Annotated in this window: 20 protein-coding genes and 2 tRNA genes; 10 read left to right on the top strand and 12 right to left on the bottom strand. The window is 59.9% G+C overall.

The annotated features are described in order from the left end of the window. Positions 1 to 4: 4 nt before the first annotated feature. The 3 genes from OKC31_RS14730 (at position 5) to OKC31_RS14720 (ending at position 3,637) form a co-directional block, all read left to right on the top strand. Complete coding sequence (locus OKC31_RS14730) at positions 5 to 946, top strand: LysR family transcriptional regulator (RefSeq protein WP_270657114.1); 942 nt, start codon at positions 5 to 7, stop codon at positions 944 to 946. A gap of 125 nt (positions 947 to 1,071) precedes the next feature. Further along, positions 1,072 to 1,680: a LysE family translocator gene (locus OKC31_RS14725; RefSeq protein WP_041207998.1), complete on the top strand. Its 609-nt coding sequence runs from the start codon at positions 1,072 to 1,074 to the stop codon at positions 1,678 to 1,680. 97 nt (positions 1,681 to 1,777) lie between these two features. Continuing rightward, positions 1,778 to 3,637, top strand: a complete 1,860-nt coding sequence (locus tag OKC31_RS14720) for a peptidase U32 family protein (RefSeq protein WP_216959039.1) — start codon at positions 1,778 to 1,780, stop codon at positions 3,635 to 3,637. A 66-nt stretch (positions 3,638 to 3,703) separates the two neighbouring features. Here OKC31_RS14720 and OKC31_RS14715 read toward each other — a convergent pair whose 3' ends face one another. Beyond that, a complete protein-coding gene (locus OKC31_RS14715) occupies positions 3,704 to 4,177 on the bottom strand; it encodes a methylated-DNA--[protein]-cysteine S-methyltransferase (RefSeq protein WP_005349587.1) in 474 nt (157 codons plus the stop codon). Then, positions 4,174 to 5,718 carry an AlkA N-terminal domain-containing protein gene (locus tag OKC31_RS14710; RefSeq protein ID WP_041202742.1) on the bottom strand — a complete coding sequence of 515 codons (1,545 nt, stop codon included), beginning with the start codon at positions 5,716 to 5,718 and terminating at the stop codon, positions 4,174 to 4,176. Before OKC31_RS14710 ends, OKC31_RS14715 begins: the two co-directional genes overlap by 4 nt. A 408-nt stretch (positions 5,719 to 6,126) precedes the next feature. Between OKC31_RS14710 and OKC31_RS14705 the strand changes: the two genes are divergently transcribed. The 6 genes from OKC31_RS14705 to OKC31_RS14680 all read left to right on the top strand — a co-directional run bounded on the left by OKC31_RS14705 (position 6,127) and on the right by OKC31_RS14680 (position 9,989). Further along, complete coding sequence (locus OKC31_RS14705; protein WP_005343572.1) at positions 6,127 to 6,516, top strand: type IV pilin protein; 390 nt, start codon at positions 6,127 to 6,129, stop codon at positions 6,514 to 6,516. Between the two features lies 1 nt (position 6,517). After that, positions 6,518 to 6,937, top strand: coding sequence for a GspH/FimT family pseudopilin (locus OKC31_RS14700; RefSeq protein ID WP_005349592.1), 420 nt, complete (start codon positions 6,518 to 6,520; stop codon positions 6,935 to 6,937). Beyond that, a complete protein-coding gene (locus OKC31_RS14695) occupies positions 6,934 to 7,326 on the top strand; it encodes a type IV pilus modification PilV family protein (RefSeq protein ID WP_005338749.1) in 393 nt (130 codons plus the stop codon). Before OKC31_RS14700 ends, OKC31_RS14695 begins: the two co-directional genes overlap by 4 nt. Beyond that, on the top strand, positions 7,320 to 7,880 hold the full coding sequence (locus OKC31_RS14690) for a PilW family protein (protein WP_160881889.1): 561 nt from the start codon (positions 7,320 to 7,322) through the stop codon (positions 7,878 to 7,880). The genes OKC31_RS14695 and OKC31_RS14690 overlap by 7 nt, the downstream gene beginning before the upstream one ends. Then, the gene (locus tag OKC31_RS14685; protein ID WP_270657113.1) at positions 7,877 to 9,493 is read left to right on the top strand and encodes a DUF7305 domain-containing protein; all 1,617 of its coding nucleotides are present in this window, start codon (positions 7,877 to 7,879) and stop codon (positions 9,491 to 9,493) included. Before OKC31_RS14690 ends, OKC31_RS14685 begins: the two co-directional genes overlap by 4 nt. Before the next feature lie 94 nt (positions 9,494 to 9,587). Next, entirely contained in the window at positions 9,588 to 9,989 is a 402-nt protein-coding gene (locus OKC31_RS14680; protein WP_005338740.1) for a VOC family protein, read from the top strand. Between the two features lie 135 nt (positions 9,990 to 10,124). Here OKC31_RS14680 and OKC31_RS14675 read toward each other — a convergent pair whose 3' ends face one another. The 4 genes from OKC31_RS14675 to OKC31_RS14660 all read right to left on the bottom strand — a co-directional run bounded on the left by OKC31_RS14675 (position 10,125) and on the right by OKC31_RS14660 (position 13,714). Continuing rightward, positions 10,125 to 11,603 carry a carboxypeptidase M32 gene (locus OKC31_RS14675; RefSeq protein ID WP_236381870.1) on the bottom strand — a complete coding sequence of 493 codons (1,479 nt, stop codon included), beginning with the start codon at positions 11,601 to 11,603 and terminating at the stop codon, positions 10,125 to 10,127. A gap of 138 nt (positions 11,604 to 11,741) precedes the next feature. Then, positions 11,742 to 12,323: a DNA endonuclease SmrA gene (smrA, locus tag OKC31_RS14670; RefSeq protein ID WP_042080672.1), complete on the bottom strand. Its 582-nt coding sequence runs from the start codon at positions 12,321 to 12,323 to the stop codon at positions 11,742 to 11,744. A 187-nt stretch (positions 12,324 to 12,510) separates the two neighbouring features. Then, positions 12,511 to 12,690 (bottom strand): DUF3149 domain-containing protein, encoded by a 180-nt coding sequence (locus tag OKC31_RS14665; protein ID WP_047439337.1) that lies wholly within the window; start codon positions 12,688 to 12,690, stop codon positions 12,511 to 12,513. 136 nt (positions 12,691 to 12,826) lie between these two features. Continuing rightward, complete coding sequence (locus OKC31_RS14660) at positions 12,827 to 13,714, bottom strand: TraB/GumN family protein (RefSeq protein WP_270657112.1); 888 nt, start codon at positions 13,712 to 13,714, stop codon at positions 12,827 to 12,829. Positions 13,715 to 13,802: 88 nt separating this feature from the next. Here OKC31_RS14660 and OKC31_RS14655 point away from each other — a divergent pair, with 88 nt between their 5' ends. Continuing rightward, complete coding sequence (locus OKC31_RS14655; protein ID WP_270657111.1) at positions 13,803 to 14,135, top strand: DUF1904 family protein; 333 nt, start codon at positions 13,803 to 13,805, stop codon at positions 14,133 to 14,135. A 91-nt stretch (positions 14,136 to 14,226) separates the two neighbouring features. Here OKC31_RS14655 and OKC31_RS14650 read toward each other — a convergent pair whose 3' ends face one another. From OKC31_RS14650 to OKC31_RS14625, 6 genes are all read right to left on the bottom strand, one after another. Next, a complete protein-coding gene (locus OKC31_RS14650) occupies positions 14,227 to 15,054 on the bottom strand; it encodes an SDR family oxidoreductase (RefSeq protein ID WP_021230349.1) in 828 nt (275 codons plus the stop codon). Positions 15,055 to 15,195: 141 nt separating this feature from the next. Beyond that, positions 15,196 to 16,644: an OprD family outer membrane porin gene (locus OKC31_RS14645; RefSeq protein WP_005338723.1), complete on the bottom strand. Its 1,449-nt coding sequence runs from the start codon at positions 16,642 to 16,644 to the stop codon at positions 15,196 to 15,198. Between the two features lie 503 nt (positions 16,645 to 17,147). After that, positions 17,148 to 19,085, bottom strand: coding sequence for a methyl-accepting chemotaxis protein (locus tag OKC31_RS14640; protein WP_270657109.1), 1,938 nt, complete (start codon positions 19,083 to 19,085; stop codon positions 17,148 to 17,150). 105 nt (positions 19,086 to 19,190) lie between these two features. After that, positions 19,191 to 20,075 (bottom strand): DMT family transporter, encoded by an 885-nt coding sequence (locus tag OKC31_RS14635; RefSeq protein ID WP_270657108.1) that lies wholly within the window; start codon positions 20,073 to 20,075, stop codon positions 19,191 to 19,193. 178 nt (positions 20,076 to 20,253) lie between these two features. Next, a tRNA-Arg gene (locus tag OKC31_RS14630) sits at positions 20,254 to 20,343 on the bottom strand. 107 nt (positions 20,344 to 20,450) lie between these two features. Next, positions 20,451 to 20,527 (bottom strand) — tRNA-Arg (locus OKC31_RS14625). Positions 20,528 to 21,580 lie beyond the last annotated feature (1,053 nt).

Genomic DNA, 21,580 nt, shown 5'->3' with positions numbered 1-21,580 from the left:
CTCCTTGCTCAGAGCCAATCTCAACTTGTTGCCGACCCTCAAGGTGCTGCTGGAGACCCGCAATATCAGCCGGGCTGCCGAGCTGCTGCACCTGAGCCAGCCCTCCATCAGCAAGCAGCTTGCCCAGTTGCGCAGCGAGTTTGACGACGAGCTGCTGGTGCGGGAGGGGCAACGCTGGCTGCTGACGCCACGGGCCGAACTGTTGGCCGCTCAACTGGCGGATTCTCTCGGTGCGCTGGCGCGGCTCTACGAGGCGCCCGGTTTTGACCCGAGTCGTTGCGAGCGGGTATTTCGGCTCGCCTCCTCCGATTATGTGGCCCAGCATATCCTGCCCGATATCTGTGCCGCGCTCGCCAAAGAGGCGCCGTTGGCGGCGCTGGAGTACAGCCTGTGGGACAAACGTCAGCTGCCGCAGCTGTGGCAGTCGGAGCTTGATCTGGTCTCTACCATCACCGAGCAGGTACCGGAGCAGATCCGAGGTCTGCATCAGGGGGAAGATCGGCTGGCGGTGCTGATGGGAAGCCACCACCCGCTTGCAGGCAAGGCGTTGAGTCTCGATGACTATCTTGCCTGGCCTCACCTGCAGGTGAGTGGCGGTGGCGACAAGGACAGCCCGGTGGAACAGGTGCTGGCGCCGCAGGGGCTGAGTCGGCGCTGGTTTGCCAGAGTTCCCTTCTTTCAGGCTGCGGTGGAGGTGTTGCTGCGCACCGATTGCCTGATGACCACCCCGGCTCATATCGCCTGGCAGCTCTCCTGCTGCCATGAACTCACCTTTGTCGATCTGCCATTTGCTACCCGCGACCAGCAGTATCATCTGCTGTGGCACCAGCGCCACCATCAGGATCCGGCCCACCGCTGGTTTCGCGAGCTGGCCTACCCATTCCTGCGGGATCACCTGCAACGTACTGTCGGCGAGAGTCACAAGCTGCTCGATCTCGGCGGTTAGCCCAGTCAGTTGTGTGGCGTTATAGCCATGGGTTATGGAATCTATTCATAACTTTCACTACTGGCATAATGAGTCAGCCCGTACCCTGAGTACAGGTCATCATATCGAGCACAAAAGAGGAAAGCATGGAACTGACGAGTTGGCTGGCACTGGCCGCAATCTGCGTGATGGGGGCCATCAGCCCGGGGCCGAGTCTGGCACTGATCATCCGCAACACGGTACAGGGCGGGCAGGGGCATGGTGTCGCCACTGCGCTCGGCCACGGCCTCGGGGTTGGTATCTATGCGCTGGTCACCGCGCTCGGCCTCTCCATTTTGATCACCCAGACCCCAATCCTGTTTGATCTGATCCGCTACGGCGGTGCTGCGTTTCTTGCCTGGCTTGGGGTGAAAGCCCTGCTGGCAAAACCAGCCAGTGGTGAAGCGAGTGAAGAGGTGCACCAGCTGCGTGGTCGGCAAGGGGCCTTTGAAGGTTTTATGGTGGCCTTCCTCAATCCCCAGCTGGCGGTCTTCTTCATCGCCCTGTTCAGCCAGTTTGTGCGGGCCGATACCGGCTGGAGCGAAGGGGGAATCATGATGCTCACCGCGGGCGGGATCGATGCCGTCTGGTACGTGCTGGTGGCGCTGGTGCTCTCGCGCGGGCCTGTGCTGGCGTGGCTTAAAGCCAAATCCTTTGTGATCGATAAGGTGAGCGGCTTGGTGCTGCTGGGACTGGCACTCAAGGTGGTTATCTAATCCTGCATTTCGCAGATACCTTAAGCGGGATCAAGGCACGTGGGCGGTGAATGGGCTAGAGTAGCGCCCATTTGCTGTCCGCCCTGATCCCGAGACCATGCACCAGAACAAGCACCCGTTAAGCCACAACAACCGGTTGGAGCTGCTGGCTCCGGCCAAGAACCTCGCCTACGGCATCGAAGCCATCAACCATGGCGCCGATGCCGTCTACATGGGCGGCCCAGCCTTTGGCGCCCGCAGTGCGGCGGGCAACTCCCTCGAAGATATCGAGGCGCTGGCGCGCCACGCCCACCGTTTCGGCGCCCAGGTCTTTGTCGCCTTCAACACCCTGCTGCACGATCATGAGCTGGAGCAGGCCCGGCGGCTGACCCACCAAATCTACGAAGCCGGTGCCGATGCGCTCATCGTGCAGGATATGGGGCTGCTGGCGCTGGATTTGCCTCCCATCGCGCTCCATGCCAGTACCCAGACCGACAACCGCACGCCGGAGAAGGTGAAGTTTCTGCAGGATGTGGGTTTCTCTCAGGTGGTGCTGGCGCGCGAACTGTCTCTTGCGCAGATCCGCGAGATCAGCGCGGCGACCAATGTGCAGCTGGAGTTCTTTATCCACGGCGCGCTCTGTGTCTCCTACAGCGGCCAGTGCAACATCAGCCATGCCCGTACCGGCCGCAGCGCCAACCGTGGCGAGTGTGCCCAGCTCTGCCGTCTGCCCTGCTCGCTGCAAAAGCCGGACGGTGAAGTGCTGGTGGCCGACAGCCACCTGCTGTCGCTCAAGGATATGGATCAGACCGATAACCTGGAGGCCTTGATCGAGGCGGGGATCCGCTCCTTCAAGATTGAAGGGCGACTCAAGGGGCTCGACTACGTCAAAAACGTTACTGCCTGGTATCGCCAGAAGCTGGACGCCATTCTCGATAGCCGCTCCGATCTGGTGGCCGCCTCGGCGGGTCGTTGCAGCTACAGCTTCACGCCTGACCCCAAGAAGAGCTTCAACCGCGGCAGCACCGACTATTTCCTCCATGGCCGCCAGCAGGGGATCGACTCCACCAAAAGCCCGAAATATGTGGGCGAACCGCTGGGGCGTGTCACCAAGGTGACCCGTGACGGTATCGAGATTGATGGCAAACAGGTCACCCTCAACAACGGCGACGGTTTGGGCTTCTTCAAGCCGAACAATGAGCTGGTGGGGATGCGCCTCAACAAGGTCGAAGGTAAGCAGTTACTCCTGTCAGAACGAATGCCGGGGCTAAAGGTGGGGACAGAAATCTACCGCAACCACGATCAGGCGTTCAGCAAGATGCTGGAGAAGGCGAGCGCGGATCGCCGCATCCGGGTCGATATGGTGCTGGCTGAGTGCGATGAGGGTGTGATCCTCACGCTCACCGACGAGCAGGGCATCAGCGTTGCGGTGACCCTGCCTTGCGACAAGCAGCCTGCCGACAACCCGGAGCGGGCGCTGCAACAGGCGCGGGATCAGCTTGGCAAACTCGGCAATACCCTGTTTGTGGCGCGCAAGATTGAGTTGGCATTCACTCACCCGCTATTTATCGCCGCATCACAGCTCAACGGTTTGCGCCGGGATGGCATCGCTGCACTGGAGGCCGCACGCGTGGCCAGCTACCAGCGCCCCGAGCGACGCATTGCCCTGCGGGATATCAACTATCCCCAGCACCGTCTCTCCTACCTTGGCAATGTGCTGAACAGCGCGGCCGAGCAGTTCTTCCGCGAACACGGGGTGGATCGGATTGCTCCCGCCTATGAGGCGAACAAGGAGGAGCGGGAAGTGGTGCTGATGATCACCAAGCATTGCATCCGCTATAGCCAGAACCTCTGTCCGAACGAGGTGCCAGGTCTCAAGGCCGAGCCGCTGGAACTCAAAATGGGTAAAGACACCTTCCGCCTGCGTTTTGACTGTAACCGCTGCGAAATGCATGTGATGGGCAGCCTGAAACGCTGATCAATGAGCCCCTTTCTCCATCCGGAAAGGGGCAATTTTTATCGCAGGTTCTCTGCCTACCCTCCTTTAATTGCCCCTCTCCAGCGCCAGCAGCGTTTTTTTAATCTCCAATCCCCCCGCATAGCCGGTCAGGCTGCCGTTTTGGCCGATCACCCGATGGCAGGGGACGATGATCGAGAGCGGATTGCGGCCATTCGCCGCGCCCACTGCCCGCACCGCATCGGGTTTGCCGATGGTGCGAGCGATATCGCTGTAGCTGCGGGTCTCGCCGTAGGGGATGTCGCACAGCGCTTGCCACACCGCCTGCTGAAAAGCTGTGCCACGGGCGGCAAGGGGCAGGGAGAAGCGCTGCAAGCGACCGGCAAAATAGGCGTCAAATTCGGCGAGGAAGGGGGCCAGCGCTGCGGGGTCTTGCAGCCAGCCGCTCATATCGGGCAGCGCCCGCAGGCCCGCCACAAAGTCCACGTGCACCAAGCCATACTCGTTGATGGCAACCAGCAGATTGCCGCAGCGGGTCGGCAGGATATCGTAGCGGATCATGGGGTTCTCTCCTGTTGTTGGGTATCTGGCTGTTGTTCGTTGCCGGTGGCACGGAGCAGCAAATCGGGCGCTTCACTCATGGCGTGCCACAGCCAGCTGGCCGCATAGCTGCGCCATGGCTGCCATGCTGCGCTTTGCGCCAACACCTCCTTCACCGGCAGCTTGGTGCCGCCTCCGAGTGCCTTTTGCAGTACCAGATCGGAGGCGGGGAAGGCATCGGTATCCAGCCCGCAACGCAGCCGCCAGTAAGAGACCGTCCAGGGGCCTATGCCCGGCAGCGCCAGCAACTGCTCGTCACTGGCTGTAGTGAGGGGCAGCTCGCCACTGGCCAGCGCCTGCGCCACTCCGCGCAGGGTGCGAATGCGGCTGCCGGGCATGCCGATACCGTCGAGATCGAGTTCGCACAACTGGGCGGGGGTCGGTAGTTGCGCCACCCCGAATTGCGCCTCGGTGCGGGCCACCAGTCGCCCGAGTATGGTGATGGCTCCCTTGACCGAGACCTGCTGGCCGACGATGGCGCGCAGCATCACCTCGTATTCGTCCCAGCCACCCGGCAGCCGAACGCCGGGCCAGCGCGCCTGCAAGCGGGCGAGCAGCGGATCCTGACCGAGCAGATCACCGATCCGCTGCATGTCGGCATCGAGATCCCACATCCGACGCACCCGATAGAGCAGATCGGGCAGCGCGGCGAGCGGCAGGTCATGCACGGTGAGCTGCAGGCTATGCCCCTTGCCCTGCGCGATACGCACCCGCGCGACCTGATCGCCGACCCGGTAGCACCGCTCATACATCTCACCATCCACCTGCTCCAGCCCGGGGATCGCCCGGAGCCGATAGAACGCCAGCATGGCCGCCACGTCATATGGGGGGCGGTAGGGCAGTTGCAGCGTCAGAGTTGCGCCGCGCGGCTGCGCACTCATGTGCTCTGGCGCGTCATCGTGCTGCTCCTGTTGGCGCAGGGAGCGCGGGGCCAGTCCGTAGGCGTTCAGCCAGGCGTCATTGAAGCGGCGGATGCTGGCAAAGCCGGCGGCAAACGCGATGTCGGTAATGGGCAGCCCGGTTTCAGTCAGCAGCCGTTTCGCGAGCAGCAGGCGGCGCGTCTGCTCCACCTGTTTTGGTGAGGCGCCGAGATGTTGCTCGAACTGGCGGCGCAGGGTGCGTTCGCTGATCCCTGCCTCAGTGGCCAGTTTGGCGAGCGTGCCCTCCGCCAGCTCTCCGCGATCGATGCGTGCCAGCAGACGTGCCAGTTCAACCGGCAGATCGCCACGGGCGGCGGGGGCCAGCTCAGGGCGGCAGCGCAGGCAGGGTCGCAGCCCATACTGCTCGGCGGCCGCGGCGCTTTGGAAGTAGCGCACATTGTGCTCGTGCGGCGGACGTGCCGGGCAGACCGGTCGGCAGTAGATGCCGGTCGAGATAACGCCGGTAAAGAAGCGGCCATCAAAGCGAGCGTCGCGAGCGAGCCGTGCTGCGTGACACTGCTCACGGCTGAGGGTGTTGATCACCTCATCTTGTGACGAATCTGGGCTTGGCTTTGCATTCATGGTGTTGGCGGCTTTGCTGGAATAGATGGCAAAAGAGTAAGGGGGCTCGGGGGCCGTGACTAGCCAGAAACGGACAGGGATAGCAAAAATTGGCCAAAGGTTTTTTTGCTCTTTCATTGCACGGCCGGGTTTCACTCTTCGTCACGCTGTTATTCATATGTCGCGGCTCGACAGAAGGGGGCATAACGGACGGGTCGGAGGCACGATTGGCTTAGCTTTATTTGCTTAGCGAGATTAGTTGCGGAGAAAACTGCTTAAAAATTAATAACAGATCACATAACTATCTTTTTTACGTTGAGTGTGGCGATTTTGTGTTGTTCAATCGAGTCAGTTAATTTTTGATGATTATTAAGTCATCACATCTGCGGCCTTAGGCCGACCAATAACAACACTTGCCAAGGATGATAAGTGAACGACTGTAAGGCATGGCCCCATTGCCGTGGGTTTAGTCTGATCGAGTTGTTGATCGCCATGACGGTTGTCAGCATTCTCGCGGCCATCGCGTTGCCAGCGTATCAGGGTTATCTGCAACAGGGACGTCGTTACGAAGCGCAGCAGCAATTGCTGGAGCAGGCGCTCGCCCTCGAACGTATCTATACCCAACAGGGCCGTTATCCCGATACGTTTGCTACCCCTTCCAACACGGATTTCTACCAGTTCAGCTACAGCCAGCAAGATGCTGGCGACTACCTGCTCAAAGCCATTCCAACGACGCGACAACAGGATGAGTGCGGCACTCTGACCCTCGATCAGACCGGTTATCGCGCGGCCAATCGCCATGACTGCTGGGGATCATAAGATGAATGTGCGCGGATTTACTCTGATTGAGTTAATGATCACGGTCGGCATCGCCGCCATCTTGCTATTGGTCGGGTTGCCCTCCATGAGTCAGCGCCTCGCGGCCGAACGGCTCGATCGCAGCGCGACCGAGCTCGCGTCTGCCTACCGTTTTGCCCGCAGTGAAGCGGTCAAGCTGACCCTGCCGGTGGTGCTGCAGGGCACCGAGAACGGTGGCTGGGAGGTGATGGCCGACAGCCAGCGGTTGCGTCAGGCATCAGCTCCCGGTGGCGGCGTGGTGATCAAGCCGTTTGACCCCATCCAGATCGCGCCAACCGGCAGCAGCAGCCACGCCGAGATCATTCTGGCCAATCGCCTCGGTGAGCAGCGGGTGCTCTGCGTGGCCCCGAGCGGCCAGCTGCTGCAAGGGAGCTGCTCATGAGATACGCCGCACTTGCCCGCCAGCAAGGCTTCAATCTGGTGGAGATCATGGTCTCCATGGTGTTGGCGGTGATGGTGTTTCTCGGTCTCGCCAAGGGGCAAGTGGTCTCGTTGCAGCAGGCGCATTACAGCTTGCAGAGCACGCTGGCTACGATCGAGGCGAGCAACAGCGTGGAGCAGATCTGGAGTTCGCTGTGTGAAGTGCAGCGCAAGCCCGAGCGGTTCACCCAGGCCGATTTTCTGGCCCGTTTCACCCTGCAGGATGGCCACCGGCTGGTGCTGCCGAACCGTTATAGCGACAACTTTGTGGTCGCTATCGAGTGGCAGGATGAGCGGGTCTCCGGCGCCAAGCGGGTGGAGCTGAACGCAGGATTTCCGCCTTTATGCTGAGCGTCCCCTCACGGCAACGAGGCGTCAGTCTCGTCGAGCTGATGATCTCCATGGTGCTCGGTCTGATGCTGATGCTGGCGATTTTTGCCGGTTACGCCCCGATCAAGAGTACGGTCGAACAGAGCAAGGCGCTGGAGCAGGCGAACGAAGTGCTGCGCTTTGCCACTCTCACCTTTACCAACAGCATCAAGCAGGCGGATCAGCTGATAGCCGTGACCCCTGATCGCCTGACGCTGGCTTTCAAGGTAGAGGGGGGCAGTCAGGTGCTCTCCTGCCTTGGCAACCAGAAAACCGCCGATTTTACCGAGCAGTACCGCTTCACGCCGCCGGTACTCAGTTGCGATGACGGAGATGGCCCGCGCCTGTTGCTGGCCCATCTTCAGGATCTTGAATTCGGCCAGCAGGGTGCGTTGGTCAATATCCGCATCTTGCCCGAAGGGCTGCCGAGCTATCTGGCACCGGGAGTAGAGGTGCAGGTGGCCCGCCGCAAGGCGGTCTGGGCGGCAGCGTTGGCCACATCCGGTGCCAGCGCCACAGTAGGGGGAGCGGGATGAACAAGGGATTGAGCGGGCAGCGGGGAGCCGTGCTGCTGGTGGTGCTGGTAGTGAGCCTGCTGTCGAGTCTGCTGGTGTTTACCAGCATTCAGGAGAACCAGTTGCAGACTCGCCTGAGCGGCAATTTTCACAAGAAGATCAATGCGCAGCTCAGTGCCGAGCAGGGGATGAACGAGAGTTATCGCGCCCTGCATCAGGCCCTTGGCGCCGAACCACGGATAGAGTGGGCTCAACTGGTGCAGAAGGTGCCAAGCAAGGGCGAAGGGGCCATGGCGGGCAGCCGCTTCAGCATCGATCAGCTGGATGCCTCTGCCGGCAGCAAGTTGGCGTTGCAGAGCCATGGCCGCTATCTGGAGGGAAATGCCAGCCTCAACGCGCTGTTTGCCCTCAAGCGTGAGCCCGGCAATCTCATCTTTCAGGATTCGGTGGTGGCGTGTGAAGGGTTAAGCCTCTCCGGCAGCGGTTTTATCGACAGCTATGATTCGCGCAAGGGCAAATATGGCGGCACCAACATTAACCAGAATGCCAAGGTGGCGACCGTTAGCGACAAGGCCAATGTGGTGCTCGCCGGGCACTCCCCCATCTGGGGTGATGTGCGGGCGACCGGCTCGGTGACCTTGAACGGCTCTTCACCTGTTGCGGGTAATGTACTTGCTGGTGGCGACATCACCATTTCTCCTTCTGATGGTGTCGTCAGGGTTGAGGGCAGCGTAAACGGGAGTGGAAATTTTGCCTTGCAAGGGGGGCATATTGCCGGAGCTGTTGCGATCAATGGTGATGTTTCTATGGGTCATGGCACAAGCATTGCTGGCGACAAGTTGAACTATGGTGGGAAGGGGGCATTCCTTGATGCCAAGCATCAGAAGTATCTGGATCCCCAATACCGCACTCATCCCAAGCTGCCACCCGTGGCCGGGCAGGTGTGTGACCCGCTCAATGTGGCCGCGTTGCCCAAATCGTTCCCCCCTGCCACACTGCCCATCAATGGGCCGCTGACGCTGGGCGCCACCCAGCAGATGGTGCTGACCACGGATCCCGCCACTGGCTCGGTCACCAGCAGCAACCAGCACAAGCCCGGGTTGCCGCTACCCGGCAAGGGGGAGCTGTTTGGCAAGGATCAGACCATTTATCAGCTCGACAGTCTCAATATGGGGGCCGATGCCACACTCACCATCAAGGGGGATGTGGTGCTGCTGATCGACAAGGATTTCACCATGACTGGCAGCAACAAGTTGACGGTGAGCGAGGGGAGCAGTCTGACCCTGATCGTCAGCGGCAAGGTTGATCTCGGGGCCGGTGCCGAGGTGACGGCAGTCAAGCAGGGGCTGACCGCTGGCGGTACGCCCGCTATCTCCATCTATTCCGCGTATAGCGGCAAGGATGGGATCAAGCTGTCGGGCAATACCCCGCTCTATGCCGCCCTCTATGCCCCGCTCACCGAGATGAAGATCAGCGGAAGTGGCGGTTTGTACGGGGCGGTGCGTGCAAAACACTTGACCGAGAGCGGTGCGGGCGGGGTGCACTATGACGAGGCGCTGGGCATGGCAGATCTGGGGGAGGATCAGGGGCCGCCTCCGACGCTGGCACTGCGGCAGTGGCACTTTGTGCAGTGAGGCTGGCGAGCCGCTAAAAAGGATCGAATGGGGCGCGCAACTGTGAGAAGGTGGAGATCTGTCCACCCAGCCGTTCACTGTTGAGGAGTGCTCCATGCCAGGCCCCGCTCGTGCCGGTGCCCTGATCTATGCCAAGGATCCGGGCCTGCTGACCCACTTTTACCGTACCCTGCTGCAGATGGTGGTCTGCAGTCAGGATGAGCAGCTGGTGGTGCTGGAAAACAGCGATATCCAGCTGCTGATCCACGCCATTCCCGAGCCTTATGCCGGGCAAGTCGTTATCAAGCGGCCGCCAGCACTGCGGGAAGAGGGGGCCATCAAGCTGTTCTTCACCGTCTCCAGCCTCGCCTGGGCAGAAGCGAAGGCGGCGGATCTCGGCGGCGGTTTGCTGCCACAGCAGTGGACAGGGCCTGGCTTTGTGGTGCGCAACGCCTTCGACCCGGAGGGCAATATCCTGCAACTGCGCGAGTTGCTGGGTTCCCCGGACCCCCTCTGAACTCCCTATTTTTACAGCATTGTCGTGACGGCGTGCTGTGCCATGCACCGCCATAAAAATTAACCGCCATAAAAACGGGGCCCTGTAGTGGTCAACTAAAAAGGGCTCCGTTCTGCTGTTAGCTTACTGTGCTCATTACTTCAGGTAGCGCTGTTCCAGATGTTGGCGCAGCCAGTGCGGGTTGAGCGCTTCACCGGTGGCGCGGCGCACCAGCTCGTCGGTGCTGTGCAGGCTCCCCTGTGACCAGATGTTGCGCCCGAGCCAGCCGAAGATCTCCGGCAGGCGGCCCGCCGCGATCACCTCCCCCATGCTGCCCAGCTCTTTCTCGAGGGCAAAACGCAGCTGGGCGGCATACATGGCACCCAGGGTGTAACTCGGGAAATAGCCGAACGAGCCGTCGGTCCAGTGAATATCCTGCATGCAGCCATTGCGGTAGTTGCCCTTGGTGGAGAGCCCCAGCCACTGCTGCATCTTGGCATCCCACAGCTCGGGGATGTCGGCCACTTCGATCTTCCCTTCCACCAGATCGCGCTCCAGCTCGTAGCGCAGAATAACGTGGGCCGGATAGGTCACCTCGTCCGCATCGACCCGGATAAAGCCCGGCTCGATCCGGCTGTAGAGCTTGGCCAGATTGTCCGGCGCAAACGCCGCCTGCTCGCCGAAGTGGTGACGAATGCGTGGTGCCAGCAGCGTGAGGAAGGCGGGATGATGGCCCAGCTGCATCTCGCAAAACAGGCTCTGGCTCTCGTGGATCGCCATGGAGCGCGCTTCGGCCACCGGCTGACCCAGCAGATGGCGCGGCAGCCCCTGCTCGTAACGGGCGTGACCGGTTTCGTGCACTATGCCCATCAGGCTGGAGACAAACTCCTGCTCGTTATAGCGGGTAGTGATCCGCACGTCGGTCGGCACGCCGCCACAGAAGGGGTGACTGCTCACATCGAGGCGGCCGTGTGCGAAATCAAAGCCGAGCAGTCCCATCACCTCCTGACCGAGCGCTTGCTGGGTCGGGATGGGGAAGGGGCCTTGCGGCAGTAGCAGGGCATCGCCCTTCTGCTGTTCACTCACGGTCTGGATAAGAGCCGGCAGCCAGCTGGCCAGATCGCCGAAGATCTGATCGAGCCGCGCGCTGGTCATGCCCGGCTCATAGAGCGCCAGCATGGCGTCGTAGGGGCGCACGCCAAGCGCATCGGCCCGCAGCTGCGCTACTTCACGGGAGAGTTTCACCACCTCCTCGAGATTGGGGGCAAAACCGGCCCAGTCGTTGTTCTTGCGCTGGCTGCGCCAGGCGTGCTCGCACTTGCTGCCAGCGAGCGATAGCGCTTCGACCAGCTCACCGGGCAGCAGGCTGGCATCTTGCCACTGGCGCTTGATCTCGCCGAGGTTGGCACGTTGCACTTCATCGAGCGGTTCGCTCTCGGCCTTGGCAATCCAGTCGCCCAGCTCGGGAGCGGTGCGCTTCTGGTGGATCAGCAGACCGAGTTCGGCCATCGCTTCGGCGCGGGCATCATTGCCCCCTTCCGGCATCATGGCCGCCTGATCCCAGCCGCAGATGGCGGCGAGATGGCTAAAGCGGTGGATCTGCTGCTGATGTTGTTCAAGCTTTTGATATGACATGGGATTGTCCTTGTTATCGTCCCTGATGGTATGCCGCCCCGTACCTGGCATGATCGGGGCCGTTCGATGCTAACACCGCCGCTGTATAGTTGACCACCTTCATGCAGGCGGGCCAAAGGCGTGGGGGCGAAACGCGGATTAGCCGAGCCGCTTCTGGTGCCGTTCGCGGTTTTCCGCTTTTTTGCGTTCGCTTTTGCGCAGCAGCACGTATAGAGCACCGCTGCCGCCGTGGCGACGCTCGGCGCTGTGGATCGCCATGACGGCGGGCAGTTGCGGCAACCAGGCGCTCACATAGCTTTTCAGCAGGGCGCGCGGGGTGCTGCGCTCCCCCTTGCCGTGCAGGATCAGCAGACAGCGGATATCCCGGACTTCACAATCCGCAATGAACTGCACCAGCGTCTGGCGTGCCTCATTGAGGGTTTTCTGGTGCAAGTCCAGGCTGGCCTGCAGCTCGTATTTGCCGAGCCGCAGCTTCTTGTAGACCCCCTCCTGCACCCCATCACGCTTGAAGCCGACGATTTCGTGCGGATCTAGCATCTCGATGGCCTCCATGGTGAGGTGGTCGAGGGCGAGTTGTTCGGCGGTGGCAGCCTGACGGCGAGCGAGCTGTGCCTCGGTCGGGGCGGATTTGGCCGCATGGGGATGGATGTTGTCGCTGCGAATGGGCCGCACGTCGGCCACTTCATTCATGAATAGCGAGAGTTCGTCGTTATGAGACACGGCAGGCTCCCCATAAGAAAAAGTGGGGGCCATTATAACGGCCGCAACCGGCACAGAAAACGGGGAAAGGGGGAGGGGATAAGGGGCGCCCAGCATGGACATTAGTGCAGTCTGGCCCGGGAATCACAGTCGCGAACCATAAAACAGCACAGGCGGTCAGTGTGAACTGCCGCCTGTGGTCAGAGGATTATTTGCCCTCTTTGGGTTGTTGAGAATGGGGGTGCTGTGAATGAGGCGGTTGCGAGTGCATCACCTTGTAGATGAAGTAGGCCGCGTAAGAGCTGATGAGCAAGAAGGTGCCGATAATCACCAGCATCGACATCAATCCCACGCTGTTGCCAAACATCAGGTCCAGCCAAAAGTCCATTTTATTGCTCCTGTCACCCAGTTGATGACAGGCATGATAAATACCTCTTTGCCACGTCCGGGATGATCCCGATCAACTCCCTTGCAGGTTGTTTAATAACCAGCGCGATCTGTGATCGTTCTCACTGGACTCCTTGCTACCGAGCCTGCACAGGGCCCGGTGTGGTGAGCGGGGTAATGCGCCACCCTTGCTGCTCCAGCAACGCCAGCAACCCCTGTTCGCCGTAAAGGTGCAGGGCGCCTACCACGATAAAGCTCTCGTTGGGCAGGGTGGACCATTTTTTCAGCCAGTTATGGTTGCGCTCGGCCAGCAGGGTCTGCTCCATCCAGCTCTGTAGCGCGGGCGGGGCCATCTCCTCCTTGAGCAGATTGATCAGCATCGCCTCATCTCCCTGCTGCCACGCCTTCATCACGGCGGCGAAACCACTCTCCAGCATCGGTAGCTCATCCAGGGTGCTGGCGAGCATCAGGGTCTGGTTGTCACCCACGCTGGCCAGATAACCGAGCTGCTCCAGCAGGGTTTCAAAACCCACTACCGGTTTGCCCTCTTTGGCGGCCCGGACGGCAAAGTGCTGGTCTATCCCGAGTTCACTCTTGAAGTCGGAGCGGGCCATGGCGGCCTGGGTCAGGGTAATGGCGGCAAACCATGGGCGCAGGGTGGCGAGGGTCGCCTCGTCGATGCCATAGCGGGCGCCCGCCATCAGGGTGCGTTGATAGAGCTCGGCAGGCAGATGATCCTTGAGCGGTTTGCCATCCACCAGTCGGGTGAGGGAGCTGGTCTGTTGCCACTGATCCGGCGTGATGCTGTTCATGTCCACCTCCATCACCAGTGCGCGACTCTGCAGCCAGGCACGCTCCACCGGCTCGGGCAGAGGATAGAGGGCTGGTTTACCTGCATGGATGGAGCCCAGCAGCCAGTGTTGCTGGTTGCCCTTGCTCACCCGATAGAAGGCGGGATCGGCAAAGGCGTGCAGCGGTAGCAGCAGGCAGAGCAGGAAGGCAAAGAGGGTGCGATGAAATCTCATGGGAATCCTTAATATGCGCCGGGTGACTTCTCTTGCTGACAATAACTCCTATGATAAGTCCTCATTTCAGATAACCAAGAGGTTTGCCATGCCCCATCTTCGTTTTCGCGCCGTGGCGCTCGAGACCCTGCAACAGGTGAGCGGCCCGCTGCTGGCCGAGCTTTGCGAGTTGACCGGCGGCAAGCCGGAGTTTGTCACCATGGAGCGGGTGGAGAGCTGCTGGATCCGCAACGGCGAGCCAGAGGCGGGATTTCCGTTTGTCGAGTTGCACTGGTTCGAACGGCCGCAGGAGATGCAGGACGCTGCCGCGCGCCTTATCACGCGCCATTTGAAACGGGTGCTGGGGGCGCAGACCTATGTGGTGGTGCAGGTAGTCCCCTTGGTCAAGAGCGCCTACTACAGCAATGGCGAGCACTATTGAAGAGAGGGACAAACCAGGTTGGCGGGACGGGTGATGCCGCTACCCGGCTAACGCCACTTGGGCGGCAGGATGCTTGTCGCCCATCACGGGATCAGGCCGATTTGGCCAGCAGTTTATCGAGCCAGCGAGTGGGCAATACCCGTCGCAGGAAGGCAAACAGCCGGGTCGGCGTGGTCACCGGATAGCGCGCCTTGGGATGGGCGTGGGTCAGTGCATGGAGCAGTGGCGGGATGCAGGCGTCGCTTGGGAGGGTAAAGCTGCTGGTGGCCCCCTCTTTTTCCAGCCGTGTCAGGGTTTGGCGGTAGGCCGACTGATGACGGCTCTGGGCCGGATCGATGTGCCGCAAGAAGGCGCTGCGGGCATTGGCACGAAAACGGGTATCGATGGGGCCCGGTTCAATCAGGCTGATATGTACCCCGCTACCCGCCAGTTCGAGGCGCAGGGTGTCGCTATAACCTTCCAGCGCAAATTTGCTGGCGTTGTAGGCGCCGCGATACTTCATGGCAACCAGTCCCAGAACCGAGCTGTTCTGCACTATCCGTCCCTCTTTGGCCTCCAGCATCGGCGGCAGCACCTGACGGATCAGATGGTGCCAGCCAAACAGGTTGGTATTGAATTGTTCCCTGAGCGCTTCGGTGGGCAGATCTTCCAGCGCCCCGGGTTGGCCATAAGCGCCATTGTTGAACAGGCCATAGAGGCGCCCGCCCGCCAGATGGAGCGCCGCACTGGCACCCAGCTCGATGGAGGCAGGGTCCGCCAGATCCAGCTGTACTGCCAGCAATCCCTGTTGCTGCAGACGGGCCACATCTTCCGCCTTGCGCGCCGAGGCGATCACGGTAAAACCGTGCTGCCCGAGCGCCTGTGCGGCGGCGAGGCCAATACCGCTGGAACAACCGGTGATCAGAACAAAACGGGGCATGATGGCGTCCTTGTGACTGCTGACAAAAGCGTGTGGGCAGGTGAGTGGGTAAAATCCTTATCCGGCTCGCATGTTAGCCTGCCAACCGGCAAAAAGAAAACCGGGCCAAGTGGCCCGGTTTGCTGACATCGTATTGCCTGATTACATGAAGGTAAGCGGCATGATGATGTGGAACTTGACGTCGTGTTCGGAGGCGAAGATGTTGGGGTAATCGGTCCAACCGCCGCCCTGGCTGATGTCGTTGTTGTAGTCGGTGTAGTGCAGTTTGAACAGGGTGCCTTTCAGCTTGCCATCCTGCACGGTATAGGTGACATCGAAGTTGGCTGCCCATTCGGTATCTTCACCGTTAGCTGCTTTCTTGCCTTGACCGGTTTCGATATCCCAACCGTAAGCACCGGATACACCGACGGACCAGCCAGGCGCACCAACCAGGTCATCCAGAGAACGGGTCACGCCGAAGAACAGCGCTTTCTCGTTGTTGGCGTTCCAGTCAGAGCGGGAGTCCCACCAAATTTCGTTGGCACCCTGGGAGTTGGCGTAGCCACGGGTCAGACGGGGCAGGTAGTTGCCTTCCGCACCTTCAGCCTTGGTCCACAGACCTTCCAGACGGAAGCCGTACGGGCCCATGCCCCAGGCAGCTGTCAGTGCTTGTTGCCATGCCAGACCGTCATAAGTCTCGATCTGGGAAGCGCCCTTGGTGTAGGTCTCGGTCTCGGAACCGTAGAACTGGTAGCTGGTGGAGAGGCCGCCCAGTACGTCAAACTTGTGAGCCAGTTTGAAGTGGTAGCTGTCCATGTAGCCTTCGGACTGACCGAAAGAACCGGTCACAGCAGTGCCATTTTCGAAGGTGTAACGGGCTGCAATACCGTGGATGTAGTCGATGACGTTTTCATCAGCGAACGGATCCATCCACGCTTTGGCACGGGAGAAGACCTGAGTCTCTTTGTACCAGGGGGCCTTGTACTCGTCAGCGATGGCGTAGGTCAGGTAGAGGCCACCGAAGTTACCTTCAACTTGACCACCACGATAGGTACCCGGCTGATAAGACCAGTTAACACCGATTTGGCCAGGGACATACAGCTGGGTATAACCACCCTTGGCAGTGATGCCGCCGTCCAGGAATTTCAGCTTCATCGCTGCGTTGGAGAGGCTGAAACCACCTTCAGGGGAGCCATCTTTGGCGTTGTTGCCCCAAGAACGGCCAGCGAAGGAGAATTCGTTTTCCTGGTTGACCGGGTGATTTTCGGTAACGGCCAGGTCATAGGCACCGAAGCCGCCCAGATCCAGACCTACGGTGTCCCAGGCATAACCGGAGTTGAAGTTGAGAGCGGCTTGAACGGTGGAGTGGCTCAGGTTGGACTGGTATTTGCCTTCTTTCTTGGCTGCAGTCGGGTCACCATCGATGCGCTGACGATCACGCTGGAAGTAAAACAGGCCGCCGGTCAGTTTGGAGTCTTTAACGAAGGTTTCATAGGACTGGCCGTATTCCGGGCTCATCATGTCCTGAGCTGCCAACGCCATACCGGGGGCGACCAGAGCGGCTACCACAGCGGCACTCAAAGCGGCGCGCTTGAAGATCACTTTTTCCATTTTTATTGCTCCTGATTTTATGGACTTAGCTTTTTTTTTCCGGCAGTTGGCATCGGGCCTACCGCTCGGTATTGGCATTGCAATCAAAACCCCGAAGGGCAAAAAATCTTGTCTTGGCTACCTGCAAACCCGGATGTCTTGGCACATCTGTAGTTGGCAGTCCTGATCATCACATGTTGTTTTTTTATGTTCCGATTCTTGGCTATCGGACAACCCCAAGAGTACGTTCGCGGTGCGAAATATCAATGAAAAGTTCCCTCAACGTTTCAAAAGTATGACCGAGTGCAAATAATCATGGGCAAGGTCGTAAACAGGCTCATGGCAGGTATTACGGTGATGAGAGCGTTTTCTTGAGGCCGCAGCCAGCGCCAGTGCGGGTTTTCATCCGGTACGGGGGAAGAGGTGTCAGTTAACCTGCCGATAACAGATAATTTTGTGCCACAAAAAAACTTTCCCTCTGGTTGAGGGAAAGTGATCTGGTGGGGATATGGGACGAATAGGGTTCAGCCTTGCTGGCCGAGGATGCGGGGGATCTGCTGCGCCTGATGGTGGATATGGGAGGAGACCTGCACCGAGAGTTGACTCACCTGACGGGCATGCTGATGGATACGGGCGATCAGGTCGGCAAAACTGGCCAGTTTGTGTTCCTGACTTTTGGCGTTGTCGGCCCCCTGCAGGGCGATCACTGCGGTGTTCCGGGCGATCTCCCGCACTGCCTGGGTAGTTTGGCGCAGTTGTTCCGCCTGCGCCCGCTGGCGGCTTGATTCGCTGGTGATCCGGTTCAGTACAGTGCCAAGTTGTTCGCCGGATTGGGTCAGGCGCCCCAGAATATCGGTGATCTGGTTGAGGGATTGCTGGGTATTGGCCGAGAGGTGACGCACTTCATCGGCAACCACGGCAAAGCCTCGTCCCTGTTCCCCTGCGCGGGCCGCTTCGATGGCGGCGTTGAGGGCCAGCAAGTTGGTCTGCTGAGCGATATGACCGATCACATCGACAATGGCCGTCACATCGGCAACCGAGCGGGTGAGGGCTTGCAGCGCCTCATCGCTCTCGTCAATCGCCAGTCCGGTCTGATGAGTGGCGTGCAGCATGCTCCCCACCAGATCTTCGCTCTGGCTCATCGCCTGTTCGTTATGGTGGGCATGCTGGGCGATGTCGGCAGCGACCTGATGGACCTCTCCGGCCAGCTGGTTCAGCTCATCCATCATCTGGCCGCTCTCGTCGACCACCTGTTCGGTGGTGCGGGTGCTGTGATGGATCTCGTCAACCTGGCTGACCATTCCTTGCAGGCTGAGGGATACCGCTGACAGCTGCCCCTCTTTCTGTTGTTGGTCCAGTTGCAGGCGACCGATCAGCCGGTTGTAGCTGGCAACAATATCGGCCAGCTCGTTGCGATCGCGCCCGGTAGGCAACGGCTCGGCCTGCCCCGTCTGATCGAGCTGCAGAAAGGCTCCGCGCAGTCGCAACAAGGGGGCGAGCAGCCAGCGTCGTTGCACCAGCGCAAACAGCAGGGCGACTATCACCAGACAGAGCGCCAGCGTGCCGAGGATGGTGGCCAGCTCCTGATTGACGGCTTGCCGTTCTTGGGCAAGTTGTTCCCCCATCTGTCTGGTCGCTTGCAACATCGCCATGATGTCTTGCTGCACGGTCTGGCGGCCAGCCTGTTGTTGCTGGAGCGCCGTGCGGCTGTTGGCCAGCTCCTGCGGATAGCGGCCCAGCAGCGAACGTAATTCGCTGCGCGGTTGATCTCCCAGCTCCTTGCGTACCGGCTCCCCCAGCGTGAACTCATCGGCGGGAGCCTCTTCATACAGGCCGAGCAGCGGCAAGGCTTGCAGCGCTTGCGCCTGTTTTTGCAGTGCCTCCAGCTCAAAGCGGATCCCTTCGAGCAGCTTTTCATTGCCCTGCTCCATATAGCTTTGGCGCAAATGGGCGAGGCGCGGCAGGCCCGCCAGGATCTCGGCCGCACCGCTGCGATATTGCTGTGCTGCGGCAGATTGTTCCGTGCTGGCGCCTTGCTCCCCATAGCGGATCAGCGCCATGGCCTGGCTGCCCAGCTCACTCTCCGCATTTTGCAGCAGCAGCTGGCTGTTGCCCGAGAGCTTGCCAGCGGCCTGATAGTCGTGCGCGATGCGCTGCGCCATCTGCTCGAGTTGCTGCCTGAGCGGGGCCGCCACGGCATCATCCTGAGCGGCCAGTGAGGAGAGCGCTTGCTGGCGGATCTTCTCCGCAGCGGTCAGTTGCTGTGGATCGCCGCTGTTGAGGTAGTCACGCAGACTGTTTTGCAGGGTCACTGTCACTAGTTGTTGCAGCGTCTCGTGCTGATGCTGGGCCTGATTGGTATGGGCAAGCTGTTGCCAGCCGTGGTAGAGGGCCAGCGCCTGTCCTCCCGCAACCAGTAACAAAACAAGGGAGGATAGGGTGGCGTAATGGGCGATTTTCACGGGGTAATTCCTGTCAGCACAGACCATGGGGGAGCGTGGCCAGAGCCTAAACAGGGATGATGGCGTTTTTATGACAGCATGGTCAGGTAGCCCTATCTTGCCGGCTTAACTGGCTGGGGATACCTGAGCGCTGTTGCGTTGGCCAAGCATACCGAGCAGGGCGCCTCCCATGATAAGTGCACCGGCCAGCAGATGGCGCGAGGTCAGCGTTTCTCCATTGAGCAACACCAGCAGCAAGGTGCTCAGCAGCGGTGTCAGGTAGGCAAGGGCACCGATCCGGCGTGGATCGCCGTCTCGCAGTGCTAGATACCAGGTCACAAAGGCCGCCCCCATAGGGCCCAGCGCCAGCCCGATGATGAGGCTCCAGTCACTGGTGGGGATCTGCGCGAGTGGCAGGGGCCCCTCCAGCAGACGGGCGAGCAGCAGTGCCAGCAAACCAGCGGGCAGGCAGGCTGCCGCAGTGACCACGGCAGGGGCTGGCGGCAGACGGCGTGATAGCACCGAATAGGCCCCCCAGACGACAGCTGCACCGAGCGCCAACAGGTATCCCGACAGATAGGCCTGCTGCAGTTGCAGCTCGCCATTGACCATCATCAGCATGGAACCCGCTAGACCAAAGGCGCCAGCCAGTAGGTGACGGGCATGGAGGGGATGGCCGGGCAACAACAGCGGGGTGAACAGAATGATGCAGAGCGGCCAGAGGTAGTTGATGAGGTTTGCCTCCAGCACGGGGGCGTGGCGAAAGCTCATAAAAAGCAGCAGATGGTAGAGCAGCAATGCCGTAACGGTCACCAGCCAGGTAATAGGTCGAGCGCGCCATTGGCGCCAGAACGGCAAAGCCCCGACCCCGCAGAACAACAGCACCAGCCCGACCAGCACCAGCGGTGACACGCTGGTGACCCGTGACGTCAGCGCCGCCAGCGAGGCCCACAGCACAATGGTCAGCAGTGCAAAACTGGTGGATCTATCCCACCAGGAACATCCGGACATCCAACACTCCTTTGCAAGATGAAACAGGGCTTGGCCTCAAAGACAAGCCAAAGAGAAGCAGTCTATCAGAGAGAGCGCATGCTCTGAACGCAGAAAGGAGAGGGTCATTACGGTTGGATGGTCGGCCAAAAACGACCAAGGGGTTGGCATCGTAATGATGCCAACCCCTTGTTTTATATGGCGCTCCCGACTGGAGTCGAACCAGTGGCCTGTCCCTTAGGAGGGGATGGTTATAAGAGCTTTTAAATAAAAAATATCGTTAAAAAACAATGGTTTGAGTGCATTTTTGGATTTGAATAGCGCTGAAATAGCGCAAAATAATGCTTGCAACGCATGCGCAAATGCATTATTGGGTGGTGAAATGAGGTTACGAGATGGCGTCCCAGGCAGGATTCGAACCTGCGACCTCGCCCTTAGGAGGGGCGCGCGCTATCCAGCTGTGCCACTGGGACGTGCGCGCATTATATAAAAATACTAATAAAAATAAACAGCTGCGTAGATTTTCTGTCGGAAAGCTTCTTTTTTAGCCTGATTGGGTGCTTGTTGTTCAGATTTTTTGGTAGGGAGCCACCACACGGCAAAAAAATGATTTTTAGTCCTCGATTGCTAACTCCAATCTGACCTCATCAAGGCTTATGTAGTGCCCTTTTTGCCATTCATGGTATCGATAATTGGATCGCCAGCGGCCACCGAGGCGCAGATTGGTCCGTTGTCAGCCGACGATCGCTATCGGCCAGGGTCATGATTCCACTTCACGAGACCTGTAGCTGTTCCGGCCTCAGGTACTCAGGTACAGATCAGCCTGTTGTCAGCCGACAATCGCTATCGGCCTGGGTCGGAGTTCCATTTCACGATACCTGTAGTTGTTCTGGCCTCTGGTACTCTGGTGCAGTTCGGCCCGTTGTCAGCCGACAATCGAGTTCGCTGGGGCAAGAGTTCCATTTCACGATACCTATAGCTGTTCGGGCCAGCGGGTACTCTGGTGCAGATCACCCCGTTGTCAGCCGACAATCGAAGTCGGCCAGGATCGGAGTTTCATTTCACGATACCTGTAGCTGTTCCGGCCTGCGGCCACTCTGGTGCAGATCAGCCCGTTGTCAGCTGACAATCGCAGCCAGTCAGCAGAGAGGGTTCCATTTCACGATACCGATAATGCGGTTGTCAGCGGGGCTGAGGTGCAGATCACTCCGTTGTCAGCTGACAATCGCTGCCAGTCAGCAGCGAGGGTTTCATTTCACGATACCTATAGCGGTTCCGCACTCGGGCACACCGGTGCAGATCACCTCGTTGTCAGCCGACAATCATTGTCTGCCAGGGTCAGAATTCTATTCCACGATACCTGTAGCAGTACTGGCCAGCGGGCACTCTGGTGCAGATCAGCCCGTTGTCAGCCGACAATTACTGCCTGCCAGGGTCAGAATTCCATTTCACGATACCTGTAGCAGTTCCGGCCAGCGGGCACTCTGGTGCAGATCAGCCCGTTGTCAGCCGACAATCACTGCCTG

This window comes from Aeromonas sp. Y293-4 (assembly GCF_027705905.1).
Lineage (GTDB): Bacteria > Pseudomonadota > Gammaproteobacteria > Enterobacterales > Aeromonadaceae > Aeromonas > Aeromonas veronii.
This window is presented reverse-complemented; position numbering and strand designations above follow the sequence as displayed.

Excerpts from the sequence above, each read along its gene's own strand:
- OKC31_RS14725 (WP_041207998.1), top strand. The coding sequence starts at position 1,072 with ATGGAACTGACGAGTTGGCTGGCACTGGCCGCAATCTGCGTGATGGGG.
- OKC31_RS14720 (WP_216959039.1), top strand. The coding sequence starts at position 1,778 with ATGCACCAGAACAAGCACCCGTTAAGCCACAACAACCGGTTGGAGCTG.
- OKC31_RS14715 (WP_005349587.1), bottom strand. The coding sequence starts at position 4,177 with ATGATCCGCTACGATATCCTGCCGACCCGCTGCGGCAATCTGCTGGTT.
- OKC31_RS14710 (WP_041202742.1), bottom strand. The coding sequence starts at position 5,718 with ATGAATGCAAAGCCAAGCCCAGATTCGTCACAAGATGAGGTGATCAAC.
- OKC31_RS14700 (WP_005349592.1), top strand. The coding sequence starts at position 6,518 with ATGAATGTGCGCGGATTTACTCTGATTGAGTTAATGATCACGGTCGGC.
- OKC31_RS14695 (WP_005338749.1), top strand. The coding sequence starts at position 6,934 with ATGAGATACGCCGCACTTGCCCGCCAGCAAGGCTTCAATCTGGTGGAG.
- OKC31_RS14690 (WP_160881889.1), top strand. The coding sequence starts at position 7,320 with ATGCTGAGCGTCCCCTCACGGCAACGAGGCGTCAGTCTCGTCGAGCTG.
- OKC31_RS14685 (WP_270657113.1), top strand. The coding sequence starts at position 7,877 with ATGAACAAGGGATTGAGCGGGCAGCGGGGAGCCGTGCTGCTGGTGGTG.
- OKC31_RS14680 (WP_005338740.1), top strand. The coding sequence starts at position 9,588 with ATGCCAGGCCCCGCTCGTGCCGGTGCCCTGATCTATGCCAAGGATCCG.
- OKC31_RS14675 (WP_236381870.1), bottom strand. The coding sequence starts at position 11,603 with ATGTCATATCAAAAGCTTGAACAACATCAGCAGCAGATCCACCGCTTT.
- OKC31_RS14665 (WP_047439337.1), bottom strand. The coding sequence starts at position 12,690 with ATGGACTTTTGGCTGGACCTGATGTTTGGCAACAGCGTGGGATTGATG.
- OKC31_RS14660 (WP_270657112.1), bottom strand. The coding sequence starts at position 13,714 with ATGAGATTTCATCGCACCCTCTTTGCCTTCCTGCTCTGCCTGCTGCTA.
- OKC31_RS14655 (WP_270657111.1), top strand. The coding sequence starts at position 13,803 with ATGCCCCATCTTCGTTTTCGCGCCGTGGCGCTCGAGACCCTGCAACAG.
- OKC31_RS14650 (WP_021230349.1), bottom strand. The coding sequence starts at position 15,054 with ATGCCCCGTTTTGTTCTGATCACCGGTTGTTCCAGCGGTATTGGCCTC.
- OKC31_RS14645 (WP_005338723.1), bottom strand. The coding sequence starts at position 16,644 with ATGGAAAAAGTGATCTTCAAGCGCGCCGCTTTGAGTGCCGCTGTGGTA.
- OKC31_RS14635 (WP_270657108.1), bottom strand. The coding sequence starts at position 20,075 with ATGTCCGGATGTTCCTGGTGGGATAGATCCACCAGTTTTGCACTGCTG.